Consider the following 24,658-nt stretch of genomic DNA (forward strand, 5'->3'; position numbering starts at 1 on the left):
CAACAATGCGAATGTTTGGTAAAGCAGGGAAGGCCGCAGCGGTTGCTGCCATCGCAGCACTGGCGCTGACGGGCTGTGGACGCTCGGAACCCTCCGGTGGTTCCAGCAGCGGTGCCGCGGGATTCGACCAGAACTCCTCCATCGGCGTCGCGCTTCCGCAGAAGACCAGTGAGAACTGGGTCCTGGCCGAGAAGCTGTTCAACGACGGCCTGAACGGCGCAGGGTTCAAGGCTGACGTCCAGTTCGCCAACGGCGGCGTTTCCGAGCAGCAGAACCAGATCAGCGCCATGGTCACCAAGGGTGCCAAGGTCATCATCGTGGGCGCCATCGACGGCTCCCAGCTGGGTACCCAGCTCAAGCAGGCAAAGGACGCAGGCGCCACCATCATCGCCTACGACCGCCTCCTGCTGAACACCGCCAACGTGGACTACTACGTGGCGTATGACAACTTCAAGGTCGGCGTTCTCCAGGGCCAGGCCCTGCTGGACGGCCTCAAGGCCAAGAAGCCGTCCGGTCCCTACAACATCGAACTGTTCGCGGGTTCACCGGACGATGCCAACGCCAAGGTGTTCTTCGACGGCGCCATGAGCGTCCTGAAGCCCAAGATCGACGACGGCACCCTCAAGGTTGTCTCCGGACAGGCCAGCTTCGAGCAGGCCGTAACCCAGGGCTGGAAGGCTGAGAACGCCCAGCGCCGCATGGACACCCTGCTCAGCGGCAGCTACAGCAGCGCCAACGTTGACGGCGTCCTGTCCCCCAACGACACCCTGGCCCGCGCGATCCTGACCTCCGTCAAGGCCGCAGGCAAGCCGATCCCGGTGGTCACCGGCCAGGACTCCGAGGTTGAGTCGGTCAAGTCCATCCTCGCCGGCGAGCAGTACTCCACCATCAACAAGGACACCCGCAAGCTCGTTGAGCACGCAATCACCATGGTCAAGGACCTGCAGGCCGGCAAGAAGCCTGAGGTCAACGACGACAAGTCCTACAACAACGGCAACAAGGTTGTACCCGCCTACCTGCTGGAGCCGGTCATCGTGACCTCCGCCAACGTGAAGACGGCCTACACGGACGACCCCGTACTCGGCCCGATCACCAAGTAGCACCCGTGCAACAGCCGGCGTAAAACCGGCTACAGGAAAGCCCGGTCCCTTCGTGGGGCCGGGCTTTCCTGCGTCTGCCTAGCGCTGGACCCGGAGCACTCCCGGACCGGTGAACTGCAGCGCGTGGTTCTTCACGGCCGCAGGGGTGGTAAACGCCTTGTAGGCGTAGGCGTCGGCGGGGTTCCAGCCCACATCCGTGGTGAAGTCCCAACCGGTCCAGTCCGGGGCAATAGTTCCGGTCTCTTCTGCTTCGGCAAGGGCTTGCGCACGATGTTGGTCGAAGGAGGCACGGGCTATGGCATTCAGGTCTGCTTCGGCCCCGTTGAACCAGGACCCGGTATCGCTGAAGCGGTTGCCGTTGTAGCTGCTGACCATGACGCTCTGGTCAGCCCCGGGACCGGTGTATTCGAACGCATTTCGCTCTGAAAAGATTCGTGATTCATATCCGGCGCCGAGGAAGTAGCTGTGGCCGCCCTGCCCTTCGCTGATCATGGGGTACTCGGGATCATCCGTGCTGCCAACGAAGTAGTTGTTCACCACATGGACCTCGCCGAAGCGTACGCGCGGTCCGCGCTGCTGGATGTTCTCGAAGAGGTTTCCGATATATGTGACACGAAGCTTCCCGCCGTCCTTGTCCACGTGCTCATCACCCGATCCCAGGAGCATGGTCTTGTCGTGGTCGGACAGGCTGCTGTTCGAAACGGTGACGAAATCGGTGCCGTCCTTAAGGTCCAGCAGTCCATCGTGCCGGTTCGCAGGCTTGTTCCGGAAGCCCATCGGCGCCTCGCTGTCGGGGAACCTGCCGTCGGACAGGTGGACGTGATCTATCCACACGTGGTTGGACGTCACTGAAGAGACAGCATCAAAGCGCGCGTTCCAGGCTCCGTCGCCGTCGTCGGGAGACCATGTGGTGAAGAAATCCACGGGCGCTTCAATGCTGAGGTTTCGAATGACCACGTTCGAGGCGCTAAGGATCACGATGTTGGCACCCACGAAGCCAGCGCCGCCATCCACCCCAACGAGGGTGGTGTTGCTGGGGATGCTGACCTCGATCTGCCGCTTCATGTTGTTGCTGCCCGTCTGGCGCAGTTGGCGCTGCTTTTTGCAGTAATCGAAGGCCTGGTCGCTCCACTCCTTGCCCTCCGGCCCGAAGCAGGACATGTACTTGGTGATGTCGTATCCGGGCGCGTAATCCTGTTCCCCGAGGATGCGGCCGTCCGGTGCCTGGTTGCCGTCGATGGTGCCGCTGACGTAAACCACCTTCGGCGCCGTGGGCTCACCATGGTTGGCCAGCGCAGCCTTCAGCCCGGCAAGTGTGCTCACCTCATAGGTGTTTGCGGCAGGTGCGCCGGCGCCGCCATTGGTACCGCTTCCGACGGCGGCCCAGCCAGTGGGTGCCGCATCATCAGCACGGATGATGCCGCCGCCAGCTGGCGCCGGGGTGGCCGGGGCGGGAGCTGCCACAGCAATTCCGACGGCCAGCGCGCAGAGGACGGAAGTGGAGAACGCAGCGACACGCGGCAGACACCGCTGCGCTAAGGGGAAGGGTCGAAGCATTTTCAGGGACGTCATTGGCCTGGTTTCCGGCATGCCAAATAGAACCACATGCCTTGGTACGTGGTGCATCGGATGGGTTACGACTCGAGTCAGAAAACGCTTTCTGAGGAGACTCTTAATATTTAGTACTTCTGTGACAAAGCTGTCAATAGCACTTCACAGCACAAACACAGCTTTGGCCGGATTCCTGCACAGCATGCCCGGGGAAGGTTGATTCGAAGCCGGCTCTCCGCGCCGGCACCTGAGTCCTAGGAGTAACGTGAGCGTCCTTGCCCGAAGCGTAGGCAATGCCTTCAGAAACAAGGTCCGCACCGCAGCTGTTGTCGCGGTGCTGGCCGTCGCCATTGGACTGGCTCTGGCCATGCTGGTGGCCAACCAAGCGGTCGGAGCGAAAGTGCAGGAGCTCAACGCCTCCGTGGGCACGGTGCTGACCGTAAACCCCGCCGGTGGGCAGGGCTTCGAAGGCGGCGGAGAGCCGCTCACCGCCGACCAAGCAGCTGCCGCCGCTGCCGTGCCCAACGTCAGTGCCGTCGTCGGGACCTCATCGCTCCGCCTCCGCAACGCCACTGAAGCCGCAGCGCAAGCAGCAGCGGGGCAGACCGGGCAGACTGGTCCCGGGGGCCAGGGCGGCCCCGGCGGCCAGTCGGCAGCGACCCTGACCACCAGCCTGACTGCGGCGGTGGACGCCGGCACTCTGGGAAACCGCAACCAGCAGGCCAACGGAACCACCGGTTCCACCGGGGGCACCCAGGCCGTCAGGTCCCTGCCCATCACTGCCACGGGGATCGGCGCAGAGGTGGACACCACGGGCAAAGCCTTGAACATCACGCAGGGCTCCGGACTCGGAGACTACTCAACCGCTTCGACCAGCGCGCTGCTCGGCACCACACTGGCTGAGAAGAACAACCTCACGATCGGTTCCACCTTCACCATCAATGACCAGGCCTACACAGTGGCGGGACTGTTCGATGCAGGCACCGCGTTCGGCAACAACGCCGTATACGTGACACTGCCTACTGCCCAGACCTTGGCCGGGACGCAAAATGAGCTGTCCAGCATGATTGTCACGGTCAACTCGATGGACAATGTGGCCTCCACCAAGACAGCGCTGCAATCGGCTCTCGGCACCGACAAGGCTGACGTCACCCAAGGCCAGAACCTGCAGACGGCGGTCAGCTCCCTGGACAGCGTCAAGAACATTTCCTTGATCGCATTCATCGCCGCCCTTGGCACGGCAGGCCTGATCATCCTGCTCATTATGGTCATGCTGGTCCGCGAGCGCCGCCGAGAGATCGGCGTACTGAAGGCTATCGGGGCACCCAACCGCACCATCGGACTGCAGTTCGTGCTGGAAGCACTGGTCCTCGCCGCACTGGGCAGCGCGGTGGGAGCCGGTATCGCATCATTCGCCAGCGGCGGCATTGCCTCTGCCCTGATCAGCAGCAACACCACCCCGACGGCGGCCACAACCACCGGCCGCGGATTCCCGGGCGGGGCCGGTGGCTTCCCCGGTGGCCAGGGCGGTCCCCTGGGTGGCGCCTCCCAGCTTTTGAACTCCGTGACCGCGAGCGCATCGCCGGGAGTCATCGCCGGTGGCATTGCGGCCGTCTTCGGCGTCGCCATCGTCGGCGCCCTGGTTCCCGCGCTGCTCACGGCGCGTATCCGTCCCGTCGAAGTCCTGCGAGGAGAATAGCCATGATTGAAGTCAAGAACCTGATCCGTACTTTCAACTCCGGTGACCGCACCATCAAGCCGGTCAACGATGTCAGCTTCGCCTTGGAGCAAGGAACCCTTGCCTCGATTGTTGGCAAGAGCGGCAGTGGCAAGAGCACCCTCTTGTCCCTCCTGGGCGCGCTTGACAAGCCCACCAGCGGTGACGTGCTGGTCAACGGGGTCAGCCTCGCCAGGATGCCCGACGCAAAGCTGACCGAGTACCGTCGGCGCGATATCGGTTTCGTTTTCCAGCAGTTCAATCTGATCCCCAACTTATCGGCAGTGGACAACGTCATGCTGCCCATGGAGTTCGCCGGCATGCGCAAGGCAGCCCGGCTGCAGCGGGCAAAGGAGTTGCTGGAGCAGGTCCAGCTGGACCCTTCCAAGCATGAGCGGCGCATCAACCGGCTCTCCGGTGGCGAGCAGCAGCGCGTGGCCATTGCCCGGGCACTGGCCAACGAACCCAAGCTCATCCTGGCCGACGAGCCCACCGGGAACCTGGACGAGCAAACCGGCGACCACATCATCGAGCTCCTCAGTTCGCTGAGCCGGGACCACAACACCACCATCCTGGTGGTCACGCACGACCGCGCCTTGGCCAACAAGACCGACCGCCGTTTCCGGCTCCAGCAGGGCAAGTTGACGGAGGAACCCGTCCGCGGCCGGGCCGCCGTCGCCGCTTCTGCCTGAGGCGTCCGGGGCTCGAGGCGGGGCACCGCGCCCCGCCTTGGGCCCGTTGTGCTGGTGCCGTCCTCCCCCGTGGCGGCGCACTCCCCCACCCCGCAGCGCGCTGTGACAGGATGGCAGTTATGACTGCTCCCATCGCCACGCCATGGCTGACCGGCCAGCCTGACCAGGACCCCCGCTCCGCCACCGGAACGCCCCTGCGCTGGGGAATCATCGCAACAGGCAGCATTGCCCGCGCCGTCTCACAAGATCTTGCGTTGCTTCAGGACGCCAGGCTGTACGCGGTCAGTTCCCGGGCCCAGGACTCTGCGGACGCGTTTGCTGTCGCCTACGACTTTGAGAAAGCCTACGGGGACGACGACGGCGTGCCCGGCTACCAACGGCTCCTCGCCGATGACGCCGTGGACATCGTCTACGTCGCAACGCCGCATGCGCAGCACCACGAGATTGTCCTCGCCGCCCTCAACGCCGGCAAGCACGTGCTGTGCGAAAAAGCCTTCACCATCAACGCCCGGGAAGCGGCCGAACTCATCGACGTCGCCCGCAAACACAAGCTCTTCCTGATGGAGGCGGTCTGGAGCCGGTTCCTGCCGTCAATGCAGCGGGCTTTCGAAATTGCCGCATCGGGTGAACTGGGCGACATCCACTGGATCAGCGCCGACCTCGGCTTTCCTGCACCGTACTCCCCCACCGCCCGGCTCTGGGCGCGCGAAGACGGCGGGGGTGCGCTGCTGGATCTGTCGGTTTATCCGCTTCTCTGGGCCTTGGGGACCCTCGGTTTTCCGCAGACCGTGAGCGCCACCGGATTCGTGAACGACGACGGCGTGGACGCCCAGAACGCGATGACCCTCGGCTACAGCCACGCGGCCCAGGTCCAGCTCACCTCATCGCTGCTGGCGCATGGGCCCCGTACCGCCACCGTTGCCGGAAGCCTGGGGTTCCTGCAGAGCGTTGGGTCGATCAACAGTCCGCGCGAACTCATCATCGCCAACGGGTGGGAGAACCGCCGGACGGAAACGTTCGACGTCGTCGGAAAGGGCTACACCTACGAGCTGCGCGAGGTGATGAGGTGCGTCCAACAGGGGCTCACGGAGAGCCCGGTGATGCCTCTGGAGGATTCACTGAACACGATGCGGCTGTTCGACGGTGTTCGCGCGCAGCTGGGCGTCACCTACCCGAACGACAACCGCTAGGGCTTGGGGCGGAGTTCCCAGATTGTTTGCGCCAACCCCTAGACTTCCCGGAATGCCCGGTCCTACCCTGTAGGCAGCATCGATTGCGCCGGTCACTGGGGGGTGGTACGCATGGCTCGAAGGAGTTCGCCATGGTGTGCCCTGCGCCCTGCGCTCCTCGCCGGAGCGGCCGCAGTCTTGTGGCTGACGCTGTCGTCAGCCCCAGCGTCGGCGGATTCCGGTCCTGGCTCCCCGCCCGTGCTCGGCGACGTGACCGGCTCGGTTTCAGCAATGACCCACGATCTTGCGAATCCGGCGTCCCCAGTGGCCCCTCCGGCCGGACCTGCTGCAGCACCCGGACTGGTGCAGACGGTGGCACCGCCGGTATCCGAGGCTGGGGACACTACCATTTCCACGGTTCCCGTGGTGGACCAGCTTGTTCCGGGGGGAAGCGTTTCCGCTGTCTCCGCTGCAGTTGGTGGCATGGCCGACCAGATAGCGGCCGGGGTGGCGGAGGTTGTTGCGGCCCCTGCAGCCGAGGCCGTCCCGGCACTCGAACCGGCGCTCCAACCGGTTGCTGATCTTCTGACCCGTGCCACCGCAACACCGCTTCCGCTTCCCGCTCCGACCGTCGACGCCGTGCTGGCAGATCTGCCTTCCGTGGTTGCTCCTGTTCCCGCAGCTGGGCCCGAGGCCTTGGAGGCGCTTCCGGATGTACCTGGAATGCTCCCGGAAGCGGAACAGGGAGCAGGGGCGTTGCCCACGGCGCCGGCCTGCAGCAGCAGCGCTGGCTTTGCGACGGTAGGTCGCGCAGCCTTGGCGAACACGTCTGCCCCGCAGGCTGGCATGTCTGTCCCTGCTGGGCCCGCTTCAGGACAGCCCCTTCCCGTCGATCCGGCAACGCTGCCTGCCCAGGTTCCTGCCGCACCGGCATCCGGCACGGGCAGCGGTGCATCATCCGGCGGTGCGGCCGGTGCCGCAGCATGGCTGAGCCCTGCCTACTTTGGCTTTGAACGTCCCGGCGCTGTTCCCGCCGGTGAGACCTTCGAGCACGCCCCTGCGCCGGTGTCATTCGACCCCGGTTCTTCCCCTGACTAGTTGAGGCCGCCTGCCCTCTAACGGGCAGCACGTGGCTTTACGGGCAGCTGATCAGCGCCCGAACAACATCAACCATTCAGGAGTCACCATCATGAACTGCACCCTTCGCAGGGGGCTGCTTTGCACCCTCTTTGCCGGCGGCCTTCTGGCCTTTGGCTGCGCTGCCGCCAACGCGGCGGACACAACCAGCGGGACGGATCTTTCCGCGTCCGCCCTGATCTCGGCGGCGCCCGCTGACTCGACGTCGTTGGGCCTGCTGGGTGGCCCAACGCCGTCCAGCTCAACGGGCGTCGCCGCTGCAGTGGATGTCAACCTCGGCCTCAGCACCAACGGCACCGGGACCACGGACGGCACAACCGCCGACCTCGGCGCAACCGTAGACCTGGGACTCGGCAGCGCCACCACCCCCGCAACCGGCACCACCGACCTCGCAGCCGCAGCCGACGTCAACCTCGGCCTCGGCACCAACGGCACCGGGACTACAGACGGCACAACCGCCGACCTCGGCGCAACCGTAAACCTCGGCACCGCCACCACCCCCGCAACCGGCACCACCGACCTCGCAGCCGCAGCCGACGTCAACCTCGGCCTCGGCACCAACGGCACCGGGACTACAGACGGCACCGCCGGAGACGCCGGAACAGCTGATCCCGGAACAAGCACCCCCGGCGCAAGCAATGCTGCCTCCGGCGACGTCCCGGCGGCATCCGCAGGCTCCAGGGCCGTCAGCGGAGCCATCGCACCTGTCACTGTCCCGCTCAGCAACCCCGCGCAGGGCCGTCCCGGCCTCGCCACCACGGGAACCGCGAACACCGGCCTCGCCAAGACCGGCTGGGATGGATCCTTGGCGCCTCTGGCACTGCTGCTCCTGGTGGCAGGACTTCTGGTGCTCCGGAAACGCAAGGTCTCCTAGGGGTTCGTCTTTCAATAGGCAGCGCCCGCGCGGAGGCGCCTGAAAGGGCTGCCTCGCGCGGGCCGGCGAGAGGAGGACATCCACCCGGAACAAACCTGAGCACAACACAAAACATGTCATCAGCACACATGTCCTTGTAGCCAATGGTCCGGCGGAAATGCTTCAACACACCGCCGGACCGTTGGCATGCGCACCGCCAAATCTGTGGTTTAACCGCGGCCCTCGTATAATTTGGGGTACGACAGTGCCGCAGCGCACCGGGAGGAACGGTCATGGTGGCGGAATCGCCTAGCTCCATCAAGAATGAAGTGGTCGGCGGACGTTACCGTTTGAGCGAAGTAATCGGCCGCGGCGGAATGTCATCGGTGTACTGCGCCCGCGACGAAAACCTCGGCCGCGACGTCGCCTTGAAACTCTTCGCTCCGCAGGCCCCGGACGCGGACGAGCTCAAGCGCCAGGAAGCCGAGATCCAGCTCCTTGCCACGCTCAACCATCCCGGCCTGGTCACGCTCTTCGACGCCGGGATTGATGACCGGATCCCGGACGAACCCCGGCCCTTCCTGACCATGGAGCTCGTCGACGGACAAGACCTCCGCAGCCGCATCCGGCACAGCCGGGTGCCCCTGGAAGAATTGTCCGTCATCGGTGCCGGCATCGCCGATGCCCTGGCCTACGTCCACGGCCTGGGCATCATCCACCGCGACATCAAACCCGGCAACATCCTGCTGGTCCAGATCCGTCCCGGCGAGCCGCTGCGCCCGAAACTCACGGACTTCGGCATCGCCAGGATCGTGGATTCCACCAGGCTCACTGCCACCGGGACCATGGTGGGCACCGCCGCCTACCTCAGCCCCGAGCAGGCACTCGGCAAGCCCCTGTCCCCCGCAACCGACATTTACTCGCTGGGGCTGGTGTTGCTCGAGTGCATTAAGGGCACCGTGGAGTATCCCGGCAGTGCGGTGGAATCGGCTGTGGCGCGGCTGCACCGCGCCCCTGAAATTCCCGACGACGTGCCCTCCGAATGGGCTGAGCTCATCCGCTCCATGACGTCCATCGAGCCGCTTGAACGGCCAACGGCTGCCGACATCGAGACCTCGTTGCGCCAGGCCCTCGTCTCGCCCGCCTCCACCCCCGGGGAACTGGCTGCGGAGACCACCCGGGTGCTGCCCGCCATGCCCTTCCACCCGCCGTCCATCACTGCCGAAGAATCGATGGATGAGCTGCGGGAAGCGGCTGCCCCTGGGAGCGCGCGACGCCCTGTAAAGAAGAGCGCCTCTTCGCTGCGCCGGTTCCTGTGGAGCAAGCGAATCTGGCTGGCCGTGGTCCTCGGCCTACTGGTGGTTGCCGCTGCTGCGGCAGCGGTGATGATCAGCGTCTCCGCCCGGCCCGCCGACGTCGTCCCTTATCCCACGGTCACAGGCACCTTGGGTGACCATCTGAAGGAACTCCAAAAGAGCGTGGCCCCGTGACGTTGCACCCGACCACAATGGCGAGGTTTGCCCTGGCCGGCACCGCGGCGCTGCTTGTGTCCGGTTTCCTGGGCGCGTGTGCCTCGCCCGGTTCCGGCCTGCAGCGGGAGGCCGCCACACAGTTCCAGGCGCGGGTACTTGAGGTTACCCAGGCGGCTTCGCAGGACGATCCTGCCTCGGCCCTGAAGGCGCTGGACGGGCTTGAATCCGACCTCTCGGCGGCAACGGCGAAGGGCCAGGTCTCCGAGGAGCGGAGCCGCAGCATCACCACGGTCGCCAGCGCCGTCAGGGCAGACCTCAACGAGGCCGTTGCCGCCCAGCAGGCTGCCGCCAAGGCCGCCGAGGACGCGCGGACAGCAGCACAGCAAGCGGCGCAGAGCGCGTACCCCACGGCGGATGCGCCCGTGCCCCAGCCTGCCCCCGCCCAAGGTAGTTCCGGCAGCGGCGGCGCAAAGAACAGCGGCGGCGACAAGGGCAAGGGCAAGAACTGACCTGCACCCATCCGCCGACATGCAAAGGGGCGGTGCCCCGGAATCATCCGGAGCACCGCCCCTTTCATTGCTGCCGAAGCCGCGGCGGCTAGGCCAGGCTGGCGATGACCTTGTTGAGGGTGGCGGAAGGACGCATCACGGCGGAGGCCTTGGCGTCATCCGGGCGGTAGTATCCTCCGATGTCTACTGGCGAGCCCTGGACTTCAGCCAGCTCGCCAACGATCGTTTCCTCGTTGGAAGAAAGCTCGTTGGCGACCGAGCTGAACGCGGCGGCAAGGTCGGCGTCGGACGTCTGCTTGGCCAGCTCCTCAGCCCAGTAACGGGCCAGGAAGTAGTGGCTGCCGCGGTTGTCCAACTCGCCGGCGCGGCGGCTGGGCGACTTGTTCTCGAGCAGGAACGTGCCGGTGGCGCGGTCCAGGGTGTCTGCGAGGACCTGGGCGCGGGCGTTGCCGGTGGTGGTGGCCAGGTGCTCGAAGCTGACGGCAAGGGCCAGGAACTCACCCAGGCTGTCCCAGCGAAGGTGGTTTTCCTTGAGCAGCTGCTGGACGTGCTTGGGGGCGGAACCGCCGGCGCCGGTCTCGAAGAGGCCGCCACCGTTCATCAGCGGCACAACCGAGAGCATCTTGGCGCTGGTGCCCAGTTCCAGGATGGGGAACAGGTCCGTGAGGTAGTCGCGGAGCACGTTGCCGGTGACGGAGATGGTGTCCTCGCCCTTGCGGATCCGCTCCAAGGTGAAGGCGATGGCCTTGACCGGGGACATGATCTGGATGTCCAGGCCCTCGGTGTCGTGGTCCTTCAGGTATTCGTTGACCTTGGCGATGAGGTTGGCGTCGTGGGCACGCTCCTCATCCAGCCAGAACACGGCGGGGGTCTGCGAGGCGCGGGCGCGGGTGACAGCCAGCTTGACCCAGTCGCGGATGGGGGCGTCCTTGGTCTGGCAGGCGCGCCAGATGTCACCGGGGACGACGTCGTGTTCGATCAGGACGTTGCCGTTGCCGTCAACGATCTGCACCGTACCGGCTTCCTGGATTTCGAACGTCTTGTCATGGCTGCCGTACTCTTCGGCGGCCTGGGCCATCAGGCCAACGTTCGGGACGGTGCCCATGGTGGTGGGGTCGTAGGCGCCGTTGGCGCGGCAGTCATCGATGACCACCTGGTAGATGCCGGCGTAGGAGCTGTCCGGCAGGACGGCCAGGGTGTCGGCTTCCTTGCCGTCCGGGCCCCACATGTGGCCGGAGGTGCGGATCATGGCCGGCATGGAGGCGTCGACAATGATGTCGGAGGGCACGTTGAGGCTGGTGATGCCCTTGTCGGAGTCCACCATGGCCAGCGCGGGGCCATCTTCCAGGCCCTTCTTGATCAGGTTCTGGACGCCGTCGCGGACATCCGCCGGCAGGTCCTCGAGGCTGCTCAGGATGGCGGCGAGGCCGTTGTTGGGGCTGATGCCGGCGGCGGAAAGCTGCTTGCCGTAGGTCTCGAAAAGTTCGGAGAAGTAGGCCTTCACCACGTGGCCGAAGATGATGGGGTCCGAGACCTTCATCATGGTGGCCTTCAGGTGCGCGGAGAACAGCACGCCCTCTTCCTTGGCACGGGCCACCTGGGCCTTGAGGAACTCGTCAAGGGCGGCGGCGCGCATCACGGTGCCGTCGATGACCTCGCCGGCCAGGACGGGGAAGGCCTTCTTCAGGACCTTGACCGAGCCGTCCTCACGGACCAGCTGGATGGCGATGGTGCCGTCGGCCTCGATGACCACGGACTTCTCGTTGGAGCGGAAGTCGTCCTGGCCCATGGTGGCCACGTTGGTCTTGGAGTCTGCGGTCCAGGCGCCCATGGAGTGCGGGTTCTGCCGGGCGTAGTTCTTGACGGACAGCGGTGCACGGCGGTCCGAGTTGCCTTCGCGCAGGACGGGGTTCACGGCGGAGCCCTTGATCTTGTCATAGCGGGAGCGGATGGCGGTCTCTTCGTCCGAGGTGGGGTTGTCCGGGTAATCCGGCAGTGCATAGCCCTGGCCCTGCAGCTCGGCGATGGCCGCCTTCAGCTGCGGGATGGAGGCGCTGATGTTGGGCAGCTTGATGATGTTGGCTTCCGGCGTCTTCGCCAGCTCACCAAGTTCAGCAAGGGCGTCACCGATCTGCTGTTCCGGGGTGAGGTAGTCACCGAACACGGCAATGATGCGGCCGGCGAGCGAGATGTCGCGGGTCTCCACCTCCACACCTGCAGTCGAAGCGAAGGCCTCGATGATGGGCAGGAACGAATAGGTAGCCAGCATCGGCGCTTCGTCGGTGTGGGTGTAGATAATCTTGGACATGCGCGGGCGTCTCCCTGAAGGTCGGCTTGGTTGTGAAATCTTTGTCTATTTCACCAAGTACAACTTACCCGAGGACGCCGGTTTGAACCTTAACGGGCCTCCCGGATTACCCCGGTGAGAGCAGCATTACAGCGATGGAGAACGCCCGACGACGGCACGCTTCCGGGTGCACCGCCGCCGTTGCCACAGGTGGGGCGGTACCGGGCGGCCGCCCGGCTCGTGCCGCCTGATGATTGGTCACGAGTGTGTACAAACGCCGCGCGCGGCGATAAGTTCGCTAAGTCACTCCCGATCCCGGGCCCAACCCCGTTCAGACAGGACAACAATGACACGTACCAGGTCCCTGGCATCCGGCTTCCTGACCTTCTCCGCAGCCGCGGTGCTGGCACTTACGTCCGCCGGCGGGGCTTCCGCCACCCCCGCACCGTCCGACGGTACGTCGAATCCCTCGGTTGCCAGCATCTCAGTCGACGCCGGCGGAGCAGCTGACTACTGGACCCCCGAACGGATGCAAAGCGCCCTTCCAGGTGACACCCTTGCAGGGAAGGCGCTCGAGCGCGGCAACCGCTCCAGCCTCGCCGTGGTGGAGAAGGGCAAGCCCTCCACCACCAAGGGAACCAAGGGAAAGCCCACCATCGCCAAGAGTGAAAACCCCGTCGCCCACATCGGCAAGGTCTTCTTCACCATGGGCACAACCAACTACGTGTGCTCGGGCAACGCCGTCTCCTCCGCGAACGGCAGCACTGTGGCAACGGCCGGACACTGCGTTAACGAAAGTGGCGCCTACGCCACCAACTTCGTCTTCGTGCCCGCCTACGACAACGGCGCAGCCCCCTACGGCAAGTGGACCGCCAAGGCCCTCTACGCCCCCACCCAGTGGGTTTCAACCGGGGACATGACCTATGACACCGGCTTCGCGGTCATGAACCCCTTGAACGGCCAGAAGCTGACAGACGTCGTTGGCGGCTCGGGCACTGCCTTTAACCAGGCCCGCGGCCTGACCTACACGGCCTACGGCTACCCGCAGGCCTCACCGTTCGACGGCACGTCCCTGTGGAGCTGCACCGGCACGGCCAGCAACGATCCCAACAACCCGCAGTTCGGCACCCAGGGCATTCCGTGCGACATGACCGGCGGTTCCTCGGGCGGTCCGTGGTTCATCGGCATCGGGTCCGACGGGCTGCAGAACTCGATCAACAGTTACGGCTACAACGGCTCCGCCGTCATGTACGGCCCTTACTGGGGCTCGGTTATCGAGGCCACGTACACCAATGCAGCGAAATCCTAAAGAACCCGCACCGGACCAGGACCCCGTCAGCCATGTCGACCTTGAACAGTCCAGCGAGGAAGTCCTCGAATACTGGACCGAGGAGCGGATGGCTGAAGCCCGGCCCCGGGAGGTAAAACTTCCGGAACCCGGCCCCGGCCCGGCGGCCCGGCACTAACCGCACAACAGACGACGGCGCCCGTCCCCTTCTCAGGGGACGGGCGCCGTCGTCGGTTCAATCCGCCATCGATTGCTCCGTACCCGTGGGGAGCAATCGATGCAGCCGATCAGTGGAAGAAGTGCCGGGCTCCGGTGAAGTACATGGTGATGCCGGCCGCGTTGGCTGCCGCGATGACTTCCTCGTCGCGGACCGAGCCACCGGGCTGGACTACGGCGCGGACACCGGCGTCGATCAGGATCTGCAGGCCATCGGCGAACGGGAAGAACGCGTCCGAAGCCGCCACGGCACCGCGGGCGCGCTCAGGTGCGCCGCTCGCGTCCGCATTCGAGGCGCCGCCGGCGCCGTCGACGTCGGAGGCAACCTCCACGCCCAGCGTGTTGGCCCGCTCAACGGCCAGGCGACAGGAATCGAGCCGGTTCACCTGGCCCATGCCGATGCCCACGGCTGCGCCGTTGTCGGCAATCAGGATGGCGTTCGACTTCGCGGCCCGGCACGCGGTCCAGGCGAAGGCGAGGTCTGCGAGGGTCTTCTCATCCGCGGCCTCACCGGCGGCGAGGGTCCAGTTGGCGGGGTTGTCGCCGTCGGCGTCCACCTTGTCGCTGACCTGGACCAGCATGCCACCGGATACCTGGCGGAACTCCGTCGGATACCGGCCGTAGCCTTCGGGGAGGGCAAGCAGGCGGATGTTCTTCTTTTTGGACAGGATCTCCACGGCCTCGGGTTCAAAGCCGGGGGCGATGACGACCTCGGTGAAGATGTCCTTGACGGTGTTGGCCATGCCGGCGGTGACGGTGCGGTTGGCCGCGATGACGCCGCCGAATGCGGAGACGGGGTCGCAGGCGTGGGCCTTGGCGTGTGCGTCGGCGATGGGGTCGGCGGCGTCCGCGGAGCCGACGGCAACACCGCAGGGGTTGGCGTGCTTAATGATGGCGACGGCGGGTTCGCTGAAGTCGTAGGCGGCGCGCAGGGCGGCGTCGGCATCCACGAAGTTGTTGTAACTCATGGCTTTGCCGTGCAGCTGGTCCGCCTGGGCGATGCCCACCGGCGCAGCCTTGTCCACGTAGAGTGCCGCCTGCTGGTGCGGGTTCTCGCCGTAGCGCAGGACCTCCGAGCGTTCCAGGGAGAGGCCCGCGTAGGCAGGCCAGTCGATGACGCCGTCGCCGTCTTCATCCAGGAACTGGCTGGCGGTCCAGGTGGCCACTGCGTTGTCGTACGCGGCGGTGTGGGCGAACGCCTTGGCAGCGAGGCGGCGGCGGGTCTTCAGGTCGAAGCCGCCGGCGGCAGCGGCCTCAACCACCTGACCGTAGAAGGTCGGGTCCACCACAATGGCGACAGCGGCATGGTTCTTCGCGGCAGAGCGGACCATGGCGGGGCCCCCGATGTCGATCTGCTCAACGACATCGTCCTGCGCGGCACCGGACTTCACCGTCTCCACGAACGGGTAGAGGTTCACCACCACCAGGTCGAAAGCCTCAATGTCCATGCTTTCGAGCGTCTCCATGTGGGCGGGGACGCGGCGGTCGGCCAGGATGCCGCCGTGGACGCGGGGGTGCAGCGTCTTGACGCGTCCATCCAGCATTTCCGGGGAACCGGTGACTTCCTCAACCTCTTGCACGGGGATGCCGGCGGCGGCGATCTTCTTGGCCGTGGAACCGGTGGAGACGAGCTTCACGCCGGCCGCGTGCAGGCCCGTAGCGAGTTCCTCCAGACCGGTTTTGTCGTACACCGAGATGAGGGCCCGGCGGATGGGTACACGGTCAATGGATACGCGCTCATGCTGCGTGAAGCTCACAAATGTCTCCGTCTTATCTCGCGGAACAGGGCCGCGGTTGGTGGGGATACGGCCAGTTTATCGCGAAGGCAGCGGTTACCCCCTGTGTGCTCCGGAGTGTGAACGTCCGCGGGCCCGGATAGAGTCTTCAGCAGGAGGCGGCGATGAATACTTACACCACTGTGCCCAGCGGCGAACAGGTGGTCCAGGAACTGCCCTGGCGATGGAAAGTCCAGGGCAGGATATTCCTGATCGGGGGCCTCGGCTTCATGTTCGACGCCTGGGACGTGACCCTTAATGGCATCCTCATCCCGCTGCTGTCCACGCATTGGGCCCTGACACCGGGCGAGGCCGCATGGGTGGGTACGGCCAACCTGATCGGGATGGCCCTCGGGGCGTTCGCCTGGGGCACCATTGCGGACACCGTGGGCCGCAAGAAGGCGTTCACGGCCACGCTGCTCCTGTTTTCCATCTTCACCGTACTGGGCGCTTTCTCACCCGACTTCATGTGGTTCTGCATCTTCAGGTTCCTGGCTGGTTTCGGACTGGGCGGCTGCATTCCGGTGGACTACGCCCTGGTGGGTGAGTTCACGCCGCGGAAGCAGCGCGGCAAGGTCCTGACGGCCATGGACGGCTGGTGGCCCATTGGCGCGGCCCTGGCCGGGTTCGTCTCGGCCGGCCTGGTGGCCCTGAACGGTGACTGGCGACTGACCATGCTGGTGATGGTGCTCCCGGCCCTGCTGGTGTTCTGGGTCCGGCGGAGCGTCCCCGAGTCCCCCTTGTTCCTGATCCGAAAGGGCCGGCGGGAAGAAGCGGCCAGGATTATTGACGGGCTGGTGGTGGCCACAGGCGCCGAATCCCGGGCCTACAGCCTGCCCGATGCCAAGGATGCCCCGAGGCTTTCGGCCGGCAGCGCCTGGACCCAGCTGCGCTCTGTCTGGCAGTTCAACTGGAAAATCACCACCGCCGCCTGGGCCCTGTTCTTCAGCATCCTGCTGGTCTATTACCTGTCCCTGACCTGGATGCCCAGGATCCTGATCGGCGCCGGATTCGCCGAGTACAAGGCGTTCGTCACCACGGCGTCCATGGCCGCCGTCGGCTTCCTCGGCGTGGTGGCGGCAGCCCTGCTCGTGGAACGTGTGGGGCGCAAGTGGATCCTGGCCATCACCGGACCGCTGTCCGCCCTGACCCTGGTGATCGTGGCGTTCGTGGTGGACATTCCCACGGCCGCGGTGTTCTGGCTGCTGGTCTTCGGGTTCGTGGTGCAGGTGGCCATCCCGGTGCTCTATGCGTACGTCTCCGAGCTCTACCCCACGGAACTGCGGGGCAGCGGCTTTGGCTGGGCATCAACGTTTTCCCGCCTGGGCGCCGGCTTTGGGCCGCTGATCTTCGCCAACTACTTTTGGCCGGAACTGGGCCTCGCCACGTCCTTTGCGCTGGCGGGTGCCCTGGTGCTGCTGTCGGTGCTGTGGATGGCTTTCTTCTCCCCGGAAACCCGCCAGCGCCGCCTCCAGTAGGGTTGACCGCTACGCGTACGAGGGGTCTGCGGCGAGGGCGGCCAGGGTGGACACCAGCAGCCGGCGCTCCACGACCTTGATGCGCTCGTGCAGCGTCTCCTCGGTGTCCGAGTCCTCGATGGTCACGGCCTCCTGGGCAATGATGGGCCCGGTGTCAACGCCGGCGTCGGCCCAGTGCACGGTGCAGCCGGTCACCTTCACGCCGTAGGCCATGGCATCCCGTACGCCGTGGGCCCCGGGAAAGGCCGGCAGCAGGGCGGGGTGGGTGTTCAGGTACCTGCCCTTGAATGCGTCAATGAACTCGGGGCTGACGATCCGCATGAAGCCGGAGGACACCACCACGTCTGGCTTGAAGGCGGCCACGGCCTCGGTCAGGGCGGCGTTCCAGTCCGCACGGTCCCGGTACGACCTGAAGTCCACCACAAACGTGGGGATGCCTGCCGCGGCGGAACGTTCGACGCCGAAGGTCCCCTCCCTGTCGGCCCCCACCGCGGCGATTTCCACGTCGAGTTCCCCCGCCTTGACGGCGTCGATGACTGCTTGGAGATTGGACCCGGTGCCGGAGACGAGGACGACGATACGCATTGGTCCAGCTTAGGTGCACGCTCGCGTACGCTGGAAAACATGAACAGCCAACCGGGCCGGGGCGTCCAGCAACAGGCCAAACCCCCGCTCAGCGAGGCAGCAAAGGCCTCCCGCACCAAGACCTTTGCCCTGTTCCGGATGTTTCTGGTTTCGGTCCTCGGCGCTCTGTTCGTCTACCAGTTGGACGTCAGCTACCTGTGGTTGTCAACTGTCCTCACGGCAGCCGGCCTGGCCCTGGGGATCTCCCTGCTGGTCAGGGCTATCCGGTTGAAGGAATCAAAACTGGTCCTGGTTGGCACCATCTCGGGCCTGGTGATGGCCGTGGTCATGGTGCCGCTGCTCGTGACCGCCATGGTCTTCTTCAACCAGGTGCGCGACTACCAAGGATGCATGGGACGGGCGCTGACGGACCGGGCGACTAATGCGTGCGTGACGCAGTTCCAAAATTTCTTACCCACCAAAGTGGGTTAGCGCGCCGGCGAAGCGCCTAGCTGACGAGTTCGGCGTCCCGTTCCGCGGCCCCGCTTTCCTCACGTTCCAGCCACGGCCCGGCCGCGTAGCCAATGACGACGCCGATGCCGACCTCGGCCGCCACCCACAGGCCGGTCCAGAGCGGGTCGGGTCCGATATCCGTTAGTCGGCCGAGTCCCGCGGACCCCCGCGCCACCCAGGAAAGGCACATCGTCAACACCCCGGCGGCCAGCCCGGTGAGTGCCCCGAGCACCAGGGTGGAAACGGTGGCGGTGAACCAGCGTGCATGGATCTTGATGGCGAGCCATTCGTCGAAGTGGTTCTCCCCCTCCCGAAGGAACCACCACCCGGCCACGACGCCGGCCAGCACCGGTACGAGCAACGCCACGAACGCGTAGTCCATGGGGCCGGACGGGATGGCCGCCAGGACCGGAACGGATGGCATGGGCCCCACCGCGGTGCCCAGCGGCCCCGCCTGGGACCCCACGCCCATGGCGAAACCGGCGCCTGAGGTCCAGGCGAGGGCGAAAACCACCAGGTTCGGCAGGAAGCCGAGCTGCGCGATGGTGAGGGCGGCGCCTCCTACCGGACCGGCGTCGAGCGCCTCATAGACAGAAACCACGAGGTTCCAGTGGATGAACAGGTCCACGGCCAGCAGCACTGCGGCCAAGGTAAGGGCCGACACCACGGCCACGAAGCCGGCCTTCGCGGCAGAGCCAAAGTATGAGCCCGCCCAGCGGGAGTGCTGGCTGGTGCGCGAAATCCAGTCCACCGCGTCGACGCCGATGAGCCGGCTCCAGGAGCCTGCTTCCCTGCGGGCGCCGATCACCATGCCGAGTCCGTAGGGAATGAGCGGCACCAGCATGGCATACCAGAGATTGATGACGACGTCGGTGCTGCGGCACACGAAACCGGTGGCTGCACCGAAGGCGGCGTAAACCAGCCATGAGCCCAGCAGGGCCTGCCATAGCTGGTCGGTGTAGGAGGCCCGGGCCAGGCGGCGGCCGGCGCGCCAGGCCAGCAGGAAGGGGATCAGGGTCAGGCCGAGGGGAATCAGGTTCAGGATGTCCGAGCCGGCATGAGCTGCCGGGGCCGGCCCCGCTCCCGTGAGTTCCAGTGGCACGCCATGGACCAGGAGCCAGGACTGGCCGGCCAAACGGGCCAATACCTCGAACTGCCCGTTCTGGAAACCCGCAGTGGCCCAGACGGCGACAATGGGGGCTATCACCACCAGCGCGGAAATGACGGCCGCCTGTGCTGTTTCAAGGGCGCCCTGCAGCCACAACGGCATGGGGAGGCCACGGTTTCCGGTCTGATCAGCACGCAGTTTCATCGTCTTCCATGGTGTCACGCCGGGTGCCTCCTGCCCGCGAACGACAGGCTCCGCGGCGGCACTGGGTGAACAATCAAGTGGGGATGCGACCGGCGCTTTTCCAAGGGCCTCGCCGTAAAATTGGTATCTAAACCAACACCCGCCCACCCGGGCGCAGTGCGATGTGTTTCGGCGCCGGACATTTGCCGCGCCGGCCAATGACCCGGATCCGTAAACCGGGAAACAGGAGCCGCGAATGAGAGATGAACCGTAAGTTCTGACGATATTCGTCCTACTGGCTGGTGCACCCACGGCATACAGCGTGGTTGCACCAGCGCTTAACGGTGCGGCGCCGGGAACCCCCAAGGTTCCCGGCGCCGTTCACTGCCAAAGGGGCCAGGTCAGTGGCCGTACTTCCGAAGCCTGGGTGCGGTGTCCCGTTCGGAGCTGATTCCGGCGGTGGGGGTGCCGGCGTTCAGGTCGGCGTCGCCCTGCAGGTCCACGTCTCCGGCGTCGGAGTCCATGCCGGTCCGGGCTTCCGAATACGTCCGTGCGCCGCGGTCGTAGTACGTGTACAGCCGGTCCTCTTCTTCAGGGGTGAGGTGGCCGTCAGCGTCCACCCGGGGAGCGTCCTTCACGTGCTCCTTGGTGAACGGGACCACCAGGTCCTCTCCCTCGCTGCGGGCCCCTTCGACCGGGACGAAGGTCTCGGACGTGCCAAAGAGGCCGGTCTTGACGGTGACCCAAGTGGGCTCGCCCGTGTCGTCGTCAGCGTACAGCTGGCCGATCGAGCCGATCTTCGCACCATCGGTACCCACGACGTTGCCGCCCTTGGCCAGCAGGCTTTCGAGGTTTTCCCTGTTGAGCATGACGTCTCCTTGGTTGTGTCTTAGTACCGGGTTTGCCAGCCCGGAGCCCGGGCACCGGGTCACCCCGGTGTCCGGCCCCTGCCCCGGCTGCTTGAGGCTAGTGCTGGCTACCCGTTTAACGTAAGCATGCTTAGCATCAAATGCCAAGCTTACTTAGTAGTTTTCCTGGTTGAGGGGGCAGCTGTTCACCCAACCTTTCCCTGCGGGTCATGCCCCCTCCCCCGCCATTTCAAGGCGGCCACCCACGGTTGAAGGGTGAGGATCGCAATCGTTGCCGAATCATTTTTGCCGCTGATGAATGGCGTCACCCATTCAATCCTGCGGGTCCTGGACCACCTCCAGGACCGGGGCGACGACGTCCTGGTCATCGCCCCGTCCGCCCATGACGGACAGGCGCCGGGACGGGTCAAGGGCGCTGCGGTCCACCGGCTTCCCGCGGTTCCGCTGGCGGGATACACGAACGTGCGGGTGGCACTGGGAGGTGTGTACCGGGTCAAGCGAATCCTTGCCGAGTACGCCCCTGACGTGGTGCACCTTGCCTCGCCGTTCGTGCTGGGCTGGCGGGCCGCCCAGGCTGCCCATCAGCTCGGCATCCCGTCGGTGGCCATCTACCAGACCGAGGTTCCCAGTTACGCCGCCCGGTACGGAGTGCCGTTCCTGGAGAACTGGGCCTGGAACCGGGTCGAGAACATCCACCTGCTGGCCACCCGCACCCTGGTGCCGTCCACGTTCGCGCTGAACCAGTTGCGCGGGCGGGGGATCCCCCGGGTGCGGATGTGGCGGCGCGGGGTGGACACCGCGCGGTTCTCGCCGGGAAAGCGCGACGACGGGTGGCGGGCTTCGGTTGCCCCCGGCGGCGAGCGGATCATCGGCTACGTCGGCCGGCTCGCGGTGGAAAAGCAGGTGGAAGACCTTGCCGCGCTGGCCGGGCTCCCCAACTCGAAGCTGGTGGTGGTGGGCGACGGGCCGCAGCGGGCCGCACTGGAAGCCGCGCTCCCCGGTGCAGCCTTCACGGGATTCCTGGGCGGTGATGAGTTGGCACGCGCCGTGGCGTCGTTCGACTTGTTCGTCCATCCGGGCGAGTTCGAAACCTTCTGCCAAACCATCCAGGAGGCCATGGCATCGGGCGTGCCGGTGGTGGCCACGGGCCGGGGCGGCCCCCTGGATCTGGTCGAGAATTCACGGACGGGTTGGCTGTACGAGCCGGGCGACTTGTCCGCCATGCGTGCCCGTGTGCAGGACCTGATGGGCGACGATGCCAAGCGCCGCGCGTTCGCCGCCGCGGCACACGCCTCCGTGCAGGACCGAACCTGGCCCGCCCTCTGCACCGAACTGGTGCAGCACTACGCCGACGTCATCGCGGACGTCCAGATGGCAACGGCGGTCAACAGCAAGGGAGCAACCCTGTGAAAATCTCCGTGATCGGCTGCGGTTACCTCGGAGCAGTCCACGCTGCAACGCTGGCTTCCATGGGCCATACCGTGATTGGCATCGACGTCGATCCCCGCAAGGTGGCGCAGCTGTCCAGCGGCGCGGCACCGTTCCACGAGCCCGGACTCGATGAGCTCCTCCGGGACGGCCTCGCCACCGGCCGGCTGCGCTTCTCCACCGACCCCGCCGGGGCCAAGGCAGCGCAGGTGCACTTCCTGTGCGTGGGGACGCCGCAAGAGAAGACGTCCGACGCCGCCGACCTCACCTTCCTCGTCTCCGCTTCGGAAGCCTTGCTGCCGCACCTGGCCGCGGGCGCCGTCGTCGTTGGCAAATCAACCGTGCCCGTGGGCACCGTGGACATGCTCCGCGGTGTGCTGGCGCCGCGGCCTGACGTACTGGTGGGTTGGAATCCCGAGTTCCTGCGGCAGGGAACCGCCGTCAAGGATTCCCTGGTGCCGGACCGGCTGGTGTACGGCGTGGAAGGGGGCCGGGCCGCCGCCTTCAACCGCGACACCGGCGCGCCGCTGGGCGTGACGGCGGCACTGGACGCCGTCTACGAACCGCTGCTACGCGCCGGAATCCCCCGGCTGGTCTGCAACTTTGCCACGGCGGAACTCATCAAGTCGGCCGCGAACGCATACCTTGCCACCAAGGTCAGCTTCATCAATGCCGTCGCCGAATTGTGCGACGCCGCGGGAGCCGATGTCAGCGAACTCGGCGAAGCGATGGGGCTGGATCCGAGGATCGGCAGCCGCTACCTGCACGCGGGCCTGGGCTTCGGCGGAGGCTGCCTTCCCAAGGACATCCGCAGTTTCCGGACCCAGGCCGCGGCGCTGGGCGTCCCTGCCGTGGAGGACTGGATGGGCCTGGTCGACTCGGTGAACCTGGACCAACGGGCGCGCACGGTGGGCCTGGCAGCGGCTATGTGCGGAGGCTCGCTGGCAGGGCGTTCCATCACTGTGCTCGGAGCCTCCTTCAAGCCGGACACGGATGACATCCGCGACTCCCCCGCCCTGGACGTGGCGGACCGGCTGGCCGCCGCCGGCGCGCACGTTACCGTGACGGACCCCAAGGCGGTGAACCACGCGTGGCGCCGCTACCCCGGGCTCCGGTTCGAGGTGTCCACCAGGCGGGCACTCCAGGACGCAGAGCTGGTGCTGCTGCTGACCGAATGGGACGAGTACCGGCAGCTTTGCCCTGCCGCCACCGGCAGGCTGGTCCGACGCCGGGCGGTCCTGGACGCGCGGAACGTGCTGGACGCCGCGGCATGGCAGGCAGACGGCTGGACCGTGCGGGGGCTTGGAACGTCCGCCGCGGTCATGGCCGCAGCTGCGGCCGGCTGAGGTTCAGCCCAGGAGCCCCAGATCGGCGAACGCCAATGCGACACCTGCCCCTGCCGGTCCGGCGGTGGTCCTGTCGGCCACGGCGAGGACTGCCGGGTGGCCGCCTTCGACGGCAATGCCCACCCCGGCGTATTCGAGCATTTCAATATCGTTGGCACTGTCACCGATGGCAACAATGTCCGCCCGGTGGAGGCCAAGCCGGGCCTCCACCACCTGGATGCCCACCGCTTTGTGCGTGCCCGCCATGAAGATCTCCCCCGCGCGGTCTCCCAGCGCCGAAAGCGAACTGGGGATCAGCCCGACGCCGGGACCGAGCTTATCCATCAGCCGCCTCAGCGGGACCGTCGAATCGAAGACCGAGATCTTGGCATAGGAGGTGCTGCGGAGGTCGTCGCTGTACTGCATCGGACCCAGGATGTCCTCCAGCGGATCAACGTCGGTGCTGAGGACTCCATCGTGCCGGGGGCGGCCGGCGAAGATGGGCCCCAGGACCTCCCTCAGCCGCTGGTCCACGCCGGTGCGGCCGTGCAGGGCCTCGGGTGCTTCCAGGATGTAGGCGGCCCCGTGGGCATCGAGGGTTTCCACGATGAGCGCCCCCAGGTCCGGCTCAAAGCGCTGGTCCCGAAGGACCTCACCGTCGACTTCCACCCTGGCGCCGGCCCCGGTGATGGTCCCGTCGAAGCCGGCGTCCAGGATGTGGCCGGGCACCATGGACAGCGGGCGCCCGGTGCAGACGAACACCAGATGGCCCAGCCCGCGGGCGGTCCGGACCGCGTCCACGTGGGCATCCGGGGCCAGGCCGTGGTCCGCATACGTACCGTCGATATCGAGGAACACGGCACGCGGCCTGGCGGTCTGGCTTGGCATGCCTGGGCTCCTTGGTCAATTGCGGGACATCCAAATCCTATCCCCGGCCCCTGGTTCACCAGGGTGGACTACGGTGGCCTGCTCCGCCTTAAGTGACAGCCATCCTGTGATATTCAAAGCCTTGCACAACAAATAAGCCTGCTGATTGAATAAGGGAACCGGAAATGGGGGCCCGGCACAACTTACTGACAAGGAGTGACAACATGGGCATTCTCGGATTTCTCATTTTGGGCCTGATCGCCGGCGCTATTGCCAAGGCCATCCTTCCGGGCCGCCAAGGCGGCGGCTGGGTGGTAACCATGGTTCTCGGAGTTGTGGGGGCCATCCTGGGCGGCTGGATCGGATCGCTTATTTTCGGCGGCGGACTGGCCGAATTCTTCGACCTTCGGACATGGCTGCTGGCGATCCTCGGCTCGATCATCGTGCTGCTGGTCTACGGAGCAATCACCAACCGCAGCGGCCGCAGGGCATAGCCGCACCACCGTCTTTACCATCAGTAAAAAGGCGCCGGACTCCGCGCAGGAGACCGGCGCCTT

General features: G+C 66.0%; 22 protein-coding genes. 15 read left to right on the forward strand and 7 right to left on the reverse strand.

Going from position 1 to position 24,658, the window contains the following annotated elements; translation table 11 throughout:
- The first annotated feature begins 5 nt into the window (after positions 1–5).
- Positions 6–1,100, forward strand: a complete 1,095-nt coding sequence (locus C563_RS0110210) for a substrate-binding domain-containing protein (protein ID WP_043424015.1) — start codon at positions 6–8, stop codon at positions 1,098–1,100.
- Positions 1,101–1,178: 78 nt separating this feature from the next.
- On the opposite strand, the gene C563_RS21055 is transcribed toward C563_RS0110210, so the two are convergent.
- On the reverse strand, positions 1,179–2,564 hold the full coding sequence (locus C563_RS21055; protein WP_018761954.1) for a pectate lyase family protein: 1,386 nt from the start codon (positions 2,562–2,564) through the stop codon (positions 1,179–1,181).
- Between the two features lie 352 nt (positions 2,565–2,916).
- On the opposite strand from C563_RS21055, the gene C563_RS0110220 reads away from it, so the two are divergent.
- The 7 genes from C563_RS0110220 to C563_RS0110250 all read left to right on the forward strand — a co-directional run bounded on the left by C563_RS0110220 (position 2,917) and on the right by C563_RS0110250 (position 10,200).
- Entirely contained in the window at positions 2,917–4,350 is a 1,434-nt protein-coding gene (locus C563_RS0110220; protein ID WP_018761955.1) for an ABC transporter permease, read from the forward strand.
- A gap of 2 nt (positions 4,351–4,352) precedes the next feature.
- Positions 4,353–5,060 carry an ABC transporter ATP-binding protein gene (locus C563_RS0110225; RefSeq protein ID WP_018761956.1) on the forward strand — a complete coding sequence of 236 codons (708 nt, stop codon included), beginning with the start codon at positions 4,353–4,355 and terminating at the stop codon, positions 5,058–5,060.
- A 119-nt stretch (positions 5,061–5,179) separates the two neighbouring features.
- A complete protein-coding gene (locus tag C563_RS0110230; protein WP_018761957.1) occupies positions 5,180–6,250 on the forward strand; it encodes a Gfo/Idh/MocA family protein in 1,071 nt (356 codons plus the stop codon).
- Positions 6,251–6,520: 270 nt separating this feature from the next.
- Positions 6,521–7,327 (forward strand): hypothetical protein, encoded by an 807-nt coding sequence (locus C563_RS0110235; protein WP_231369868.1) that lies wholly within the window; start codon positions 6,521–6,523, stop codon positions 7,325–7,327.
- A gap of 91 nt (positions 7,328–7,418) precedes the next feature.
- Complete coding sequence (locus tag C563_RS21860) at positions 7,419–8,240, forward strand: hypothetical protein (RefSeq protein ID WP_026264641.1); 822 nt, start codon at positions 7,419–7,421, stop codon at positions 8,238–8,240.
- A 272-nt stretch (positions 8,241–8,512) separates the two neighbouring features.
- Complete coding sequence (locus C563_RS0110245) at positions 8,513–9,709, forward strand: serine/threonine-protein kinase (protein ID WP_018761959.1); 1,197 nt, start codon at positions 8,513–8,515, stop codon at positions 9,707–9,709.
- Positions 9,706–10,200, forward strand: coding sequence for a hypothetical protein (locus C563_RS0110250; RefSeq protein ID WP_018761960.1), 495 nt, complete (start codon positions 9,706–9,708; stop codon positions 10,198–10,200). Before C563_RS0110245 ends, C563_RS0110250 begins: the two co-directional genes overlap by 4 nt.
- Before the next feature lie 88 nt (positions 10,201–10,288).
- On the opposite strand, the gene C563_RS0110255 is transcribed toward C563_RS0110250, so the two are convergent.
- Positions 10,289–12,508, reverse strand: coding sequence for an NADP-dependent isocitrate dehydrogenase (locus C563_RS0110255; protein WP_018761961.1), 2,220 nt, complete (start codon positions 12,506–12,508; stop codon positions 10,289–10,291).
- Positions 12,509–12,833: 325 nt separating this feature from the next.
- Between C563_RS0110255 and C563_RS0110260 the strand changes: the two genes are divergently transcribed.
- On the forward strand, positions 12,834–13,796 hold the full coding sequence (locus C563_RS0110260; protein ID WP_018761962.1) for a trypsin-like serine peptidase: 963 nt from the start codon (positions 12,834–12,836) through the stop codon (positions 13,794–13,796).
- Complete coding sequence (locus C563_RS22560; RefSeq protein ID WP_018761963.1) at positions 13,780–13,953, forward strand: hypothetical protein; 174 nt, start codon at positions 13,780–13,782, stop codon at positions 13,951–13,953. The genes C563_RS0110260 and C563_RS22560 overlap by 17 nt, the downstream gene beginning before the upstream one ends.
- Positions 13,954–14,062: 109 nt before the next feature.
- Here C563_RS22560 and purH read toward each other — a convergent pair whose 3' ends face one another.
- Entirely contained in the window at positions 14,063–15,748 is a 1,686-nt protein-coding gene (gene purH / locus C563_RS0110270; protein ID WP_018761964.1) for a bifunctional phosphoribosylaminoimidazolecarboxamide formyltransferase/IMP cyclohydrolase, read from the reverse strand.
- 143 nt (positions 15,749–15,891) lie between these two features.
- On the opposite strand from purH, the gene C563_RS0110275 reads away from it, so the two are divergent.
- Positions 15,892–17,244, forward strand: a complete 1,353-nt coding sequence (locus C563_RS0110275) for an MFS transporter (RefSeq protein ID WP_018761965.1) — start codon at positions 15,892–15,894, stop codon at positions 17,242–17,244.
- 9 nt (positions 17,245–17,253) lie between these two features.
- Here the strand turns inward: C563_RS0110275 and purN are convergent, their stop codons facing one another.
- The gene (gene purN, locus C563_RS0110280; RefSeq protein ID WP_018761966.1) at positions 17,254–17,829 is read right to left on the reverse strand and encodes a phosphoribosylglycinamide formyltransferase; all 576 of its coding nucleotides are present in this window, start codon (positions 17,827–17,829) and stop codon (positions 17,254–17,256) included.
- Positions 17,830–17,868: 39 nt separating this feature from the next.
- Here purN and C563_RS0110285 point away from each other — a divergent pair, with 39 nt between their 5' ends.
- Positions 17,869–18,300: a hypothetical protein gene (locus C563_RS0110285; RefSeq protein WP_018761967.1), complete on the forward strand. Its 432-nt coding sequence runs from the start codon at positions 17,869–17,871 to the stop codon at positions 18,298–18,300.
- Between the two features lie 16 nt (positions 18,301–18,316).
- Here C563_RS0110285 and C563_RS0110290 read toward each other — a convergent pair whose 3' ends face one another.
- On the reverse strand, positions 18,317–19,633 hold the full coding sequence (locus C563_RS0110290) for a cell division protein PerM (protein ID WP_018761968.1): 1,317 nt from the start codon (positions 19,631–19,633) through the stop codon (positions 18,317–18,319).
- 380 nt (positions 19,634–20,013) lie between these two features.
- The gene (locus C563_RS0110295; protein ID WP_018761969.1) at positions 20,014–20,481 is read right to left on the reverse strand and encodes a PRC-barrel domain-containing protein; all 468 of its coding nucleotides are present in this window, start codon (positions 20,479–20,481) and stop codon (positions 20,014–20,016) included.
- 255 nt (positions 20,482–20,736) lie between these two features.
- Between C563_RS0110295 and C563_RS0110300 the strand changes: the two genes are divergently transcribed.
- Both C563_RS0110300 and C563_RS0110305 read left to right on the forward strand, forming a co-directional pair.
- Entirely contained in the window at positions 20,737–21,891 is a 1,155-nt protein-coding gene (locus C563_RS0110300; protein ID WP_026264643.1) for a glycosyltransferase family 4 protein, read from the forward strand.
- Positions 21,888–23,255, forward strand: a complete 1,368-nt coding sequence (locus tag C563_RS0110305) for a UDP-glucose dehydrogenase family protein (RefSeq protein ID WP_018761971.1) — start codon at positions 21,888–21,890, stop codon at positions 23,253–23,255. Before C563_RS0110300 ends, C563_RS0110305 begins: the two co-directional genes overlap by 4 nt.
- 3 nt (positions 23,256–23,258) lie before the next feature.
- Here C563_RS0110305 and C563_RS0110310 read toward each other — a convergent pair whose 3' ends face one another.
- The gene (locus C563_RS0110310; protein ID WP_018761972.1) at positions 23,259–24,122 is read right to left on the reverse strand and encodes an HAD hydrolase family protein; all 864 of its coding nucleotides are present in this window, start codon (positions 24,120–24,122) and stop codon (positions 23,259–23,261) included.
- Positions 24,123–24,325: 203 nt separating this feature from the next.
- On the opposite strand from C563_RS0110310, the gene C563_RS0110315 reads away from it, so the two are divergent.
- Positions 24,326–24,595, forward strand: coding sequence for a GlsB/YeaQ/YmgE family stress response membrane protein (locus C563_RS0110315; protein ID WP_018761973.1), 270 nt, complete (start codon positions 24,326–24,328; stop codon positions 24,593–24,595).
- Positions 24,596–24,658 lie beyond the last annotated feature (63 nt).

This window comes from Arthrobacter sp. 135MFCol5.1 (assembly GCF_000374865.1).
Classification (GTDB): Bacteria; Actinomycetota; Actinomycetes; order Actinomycetales; family Micrococcaceae; genus Arthrobacter.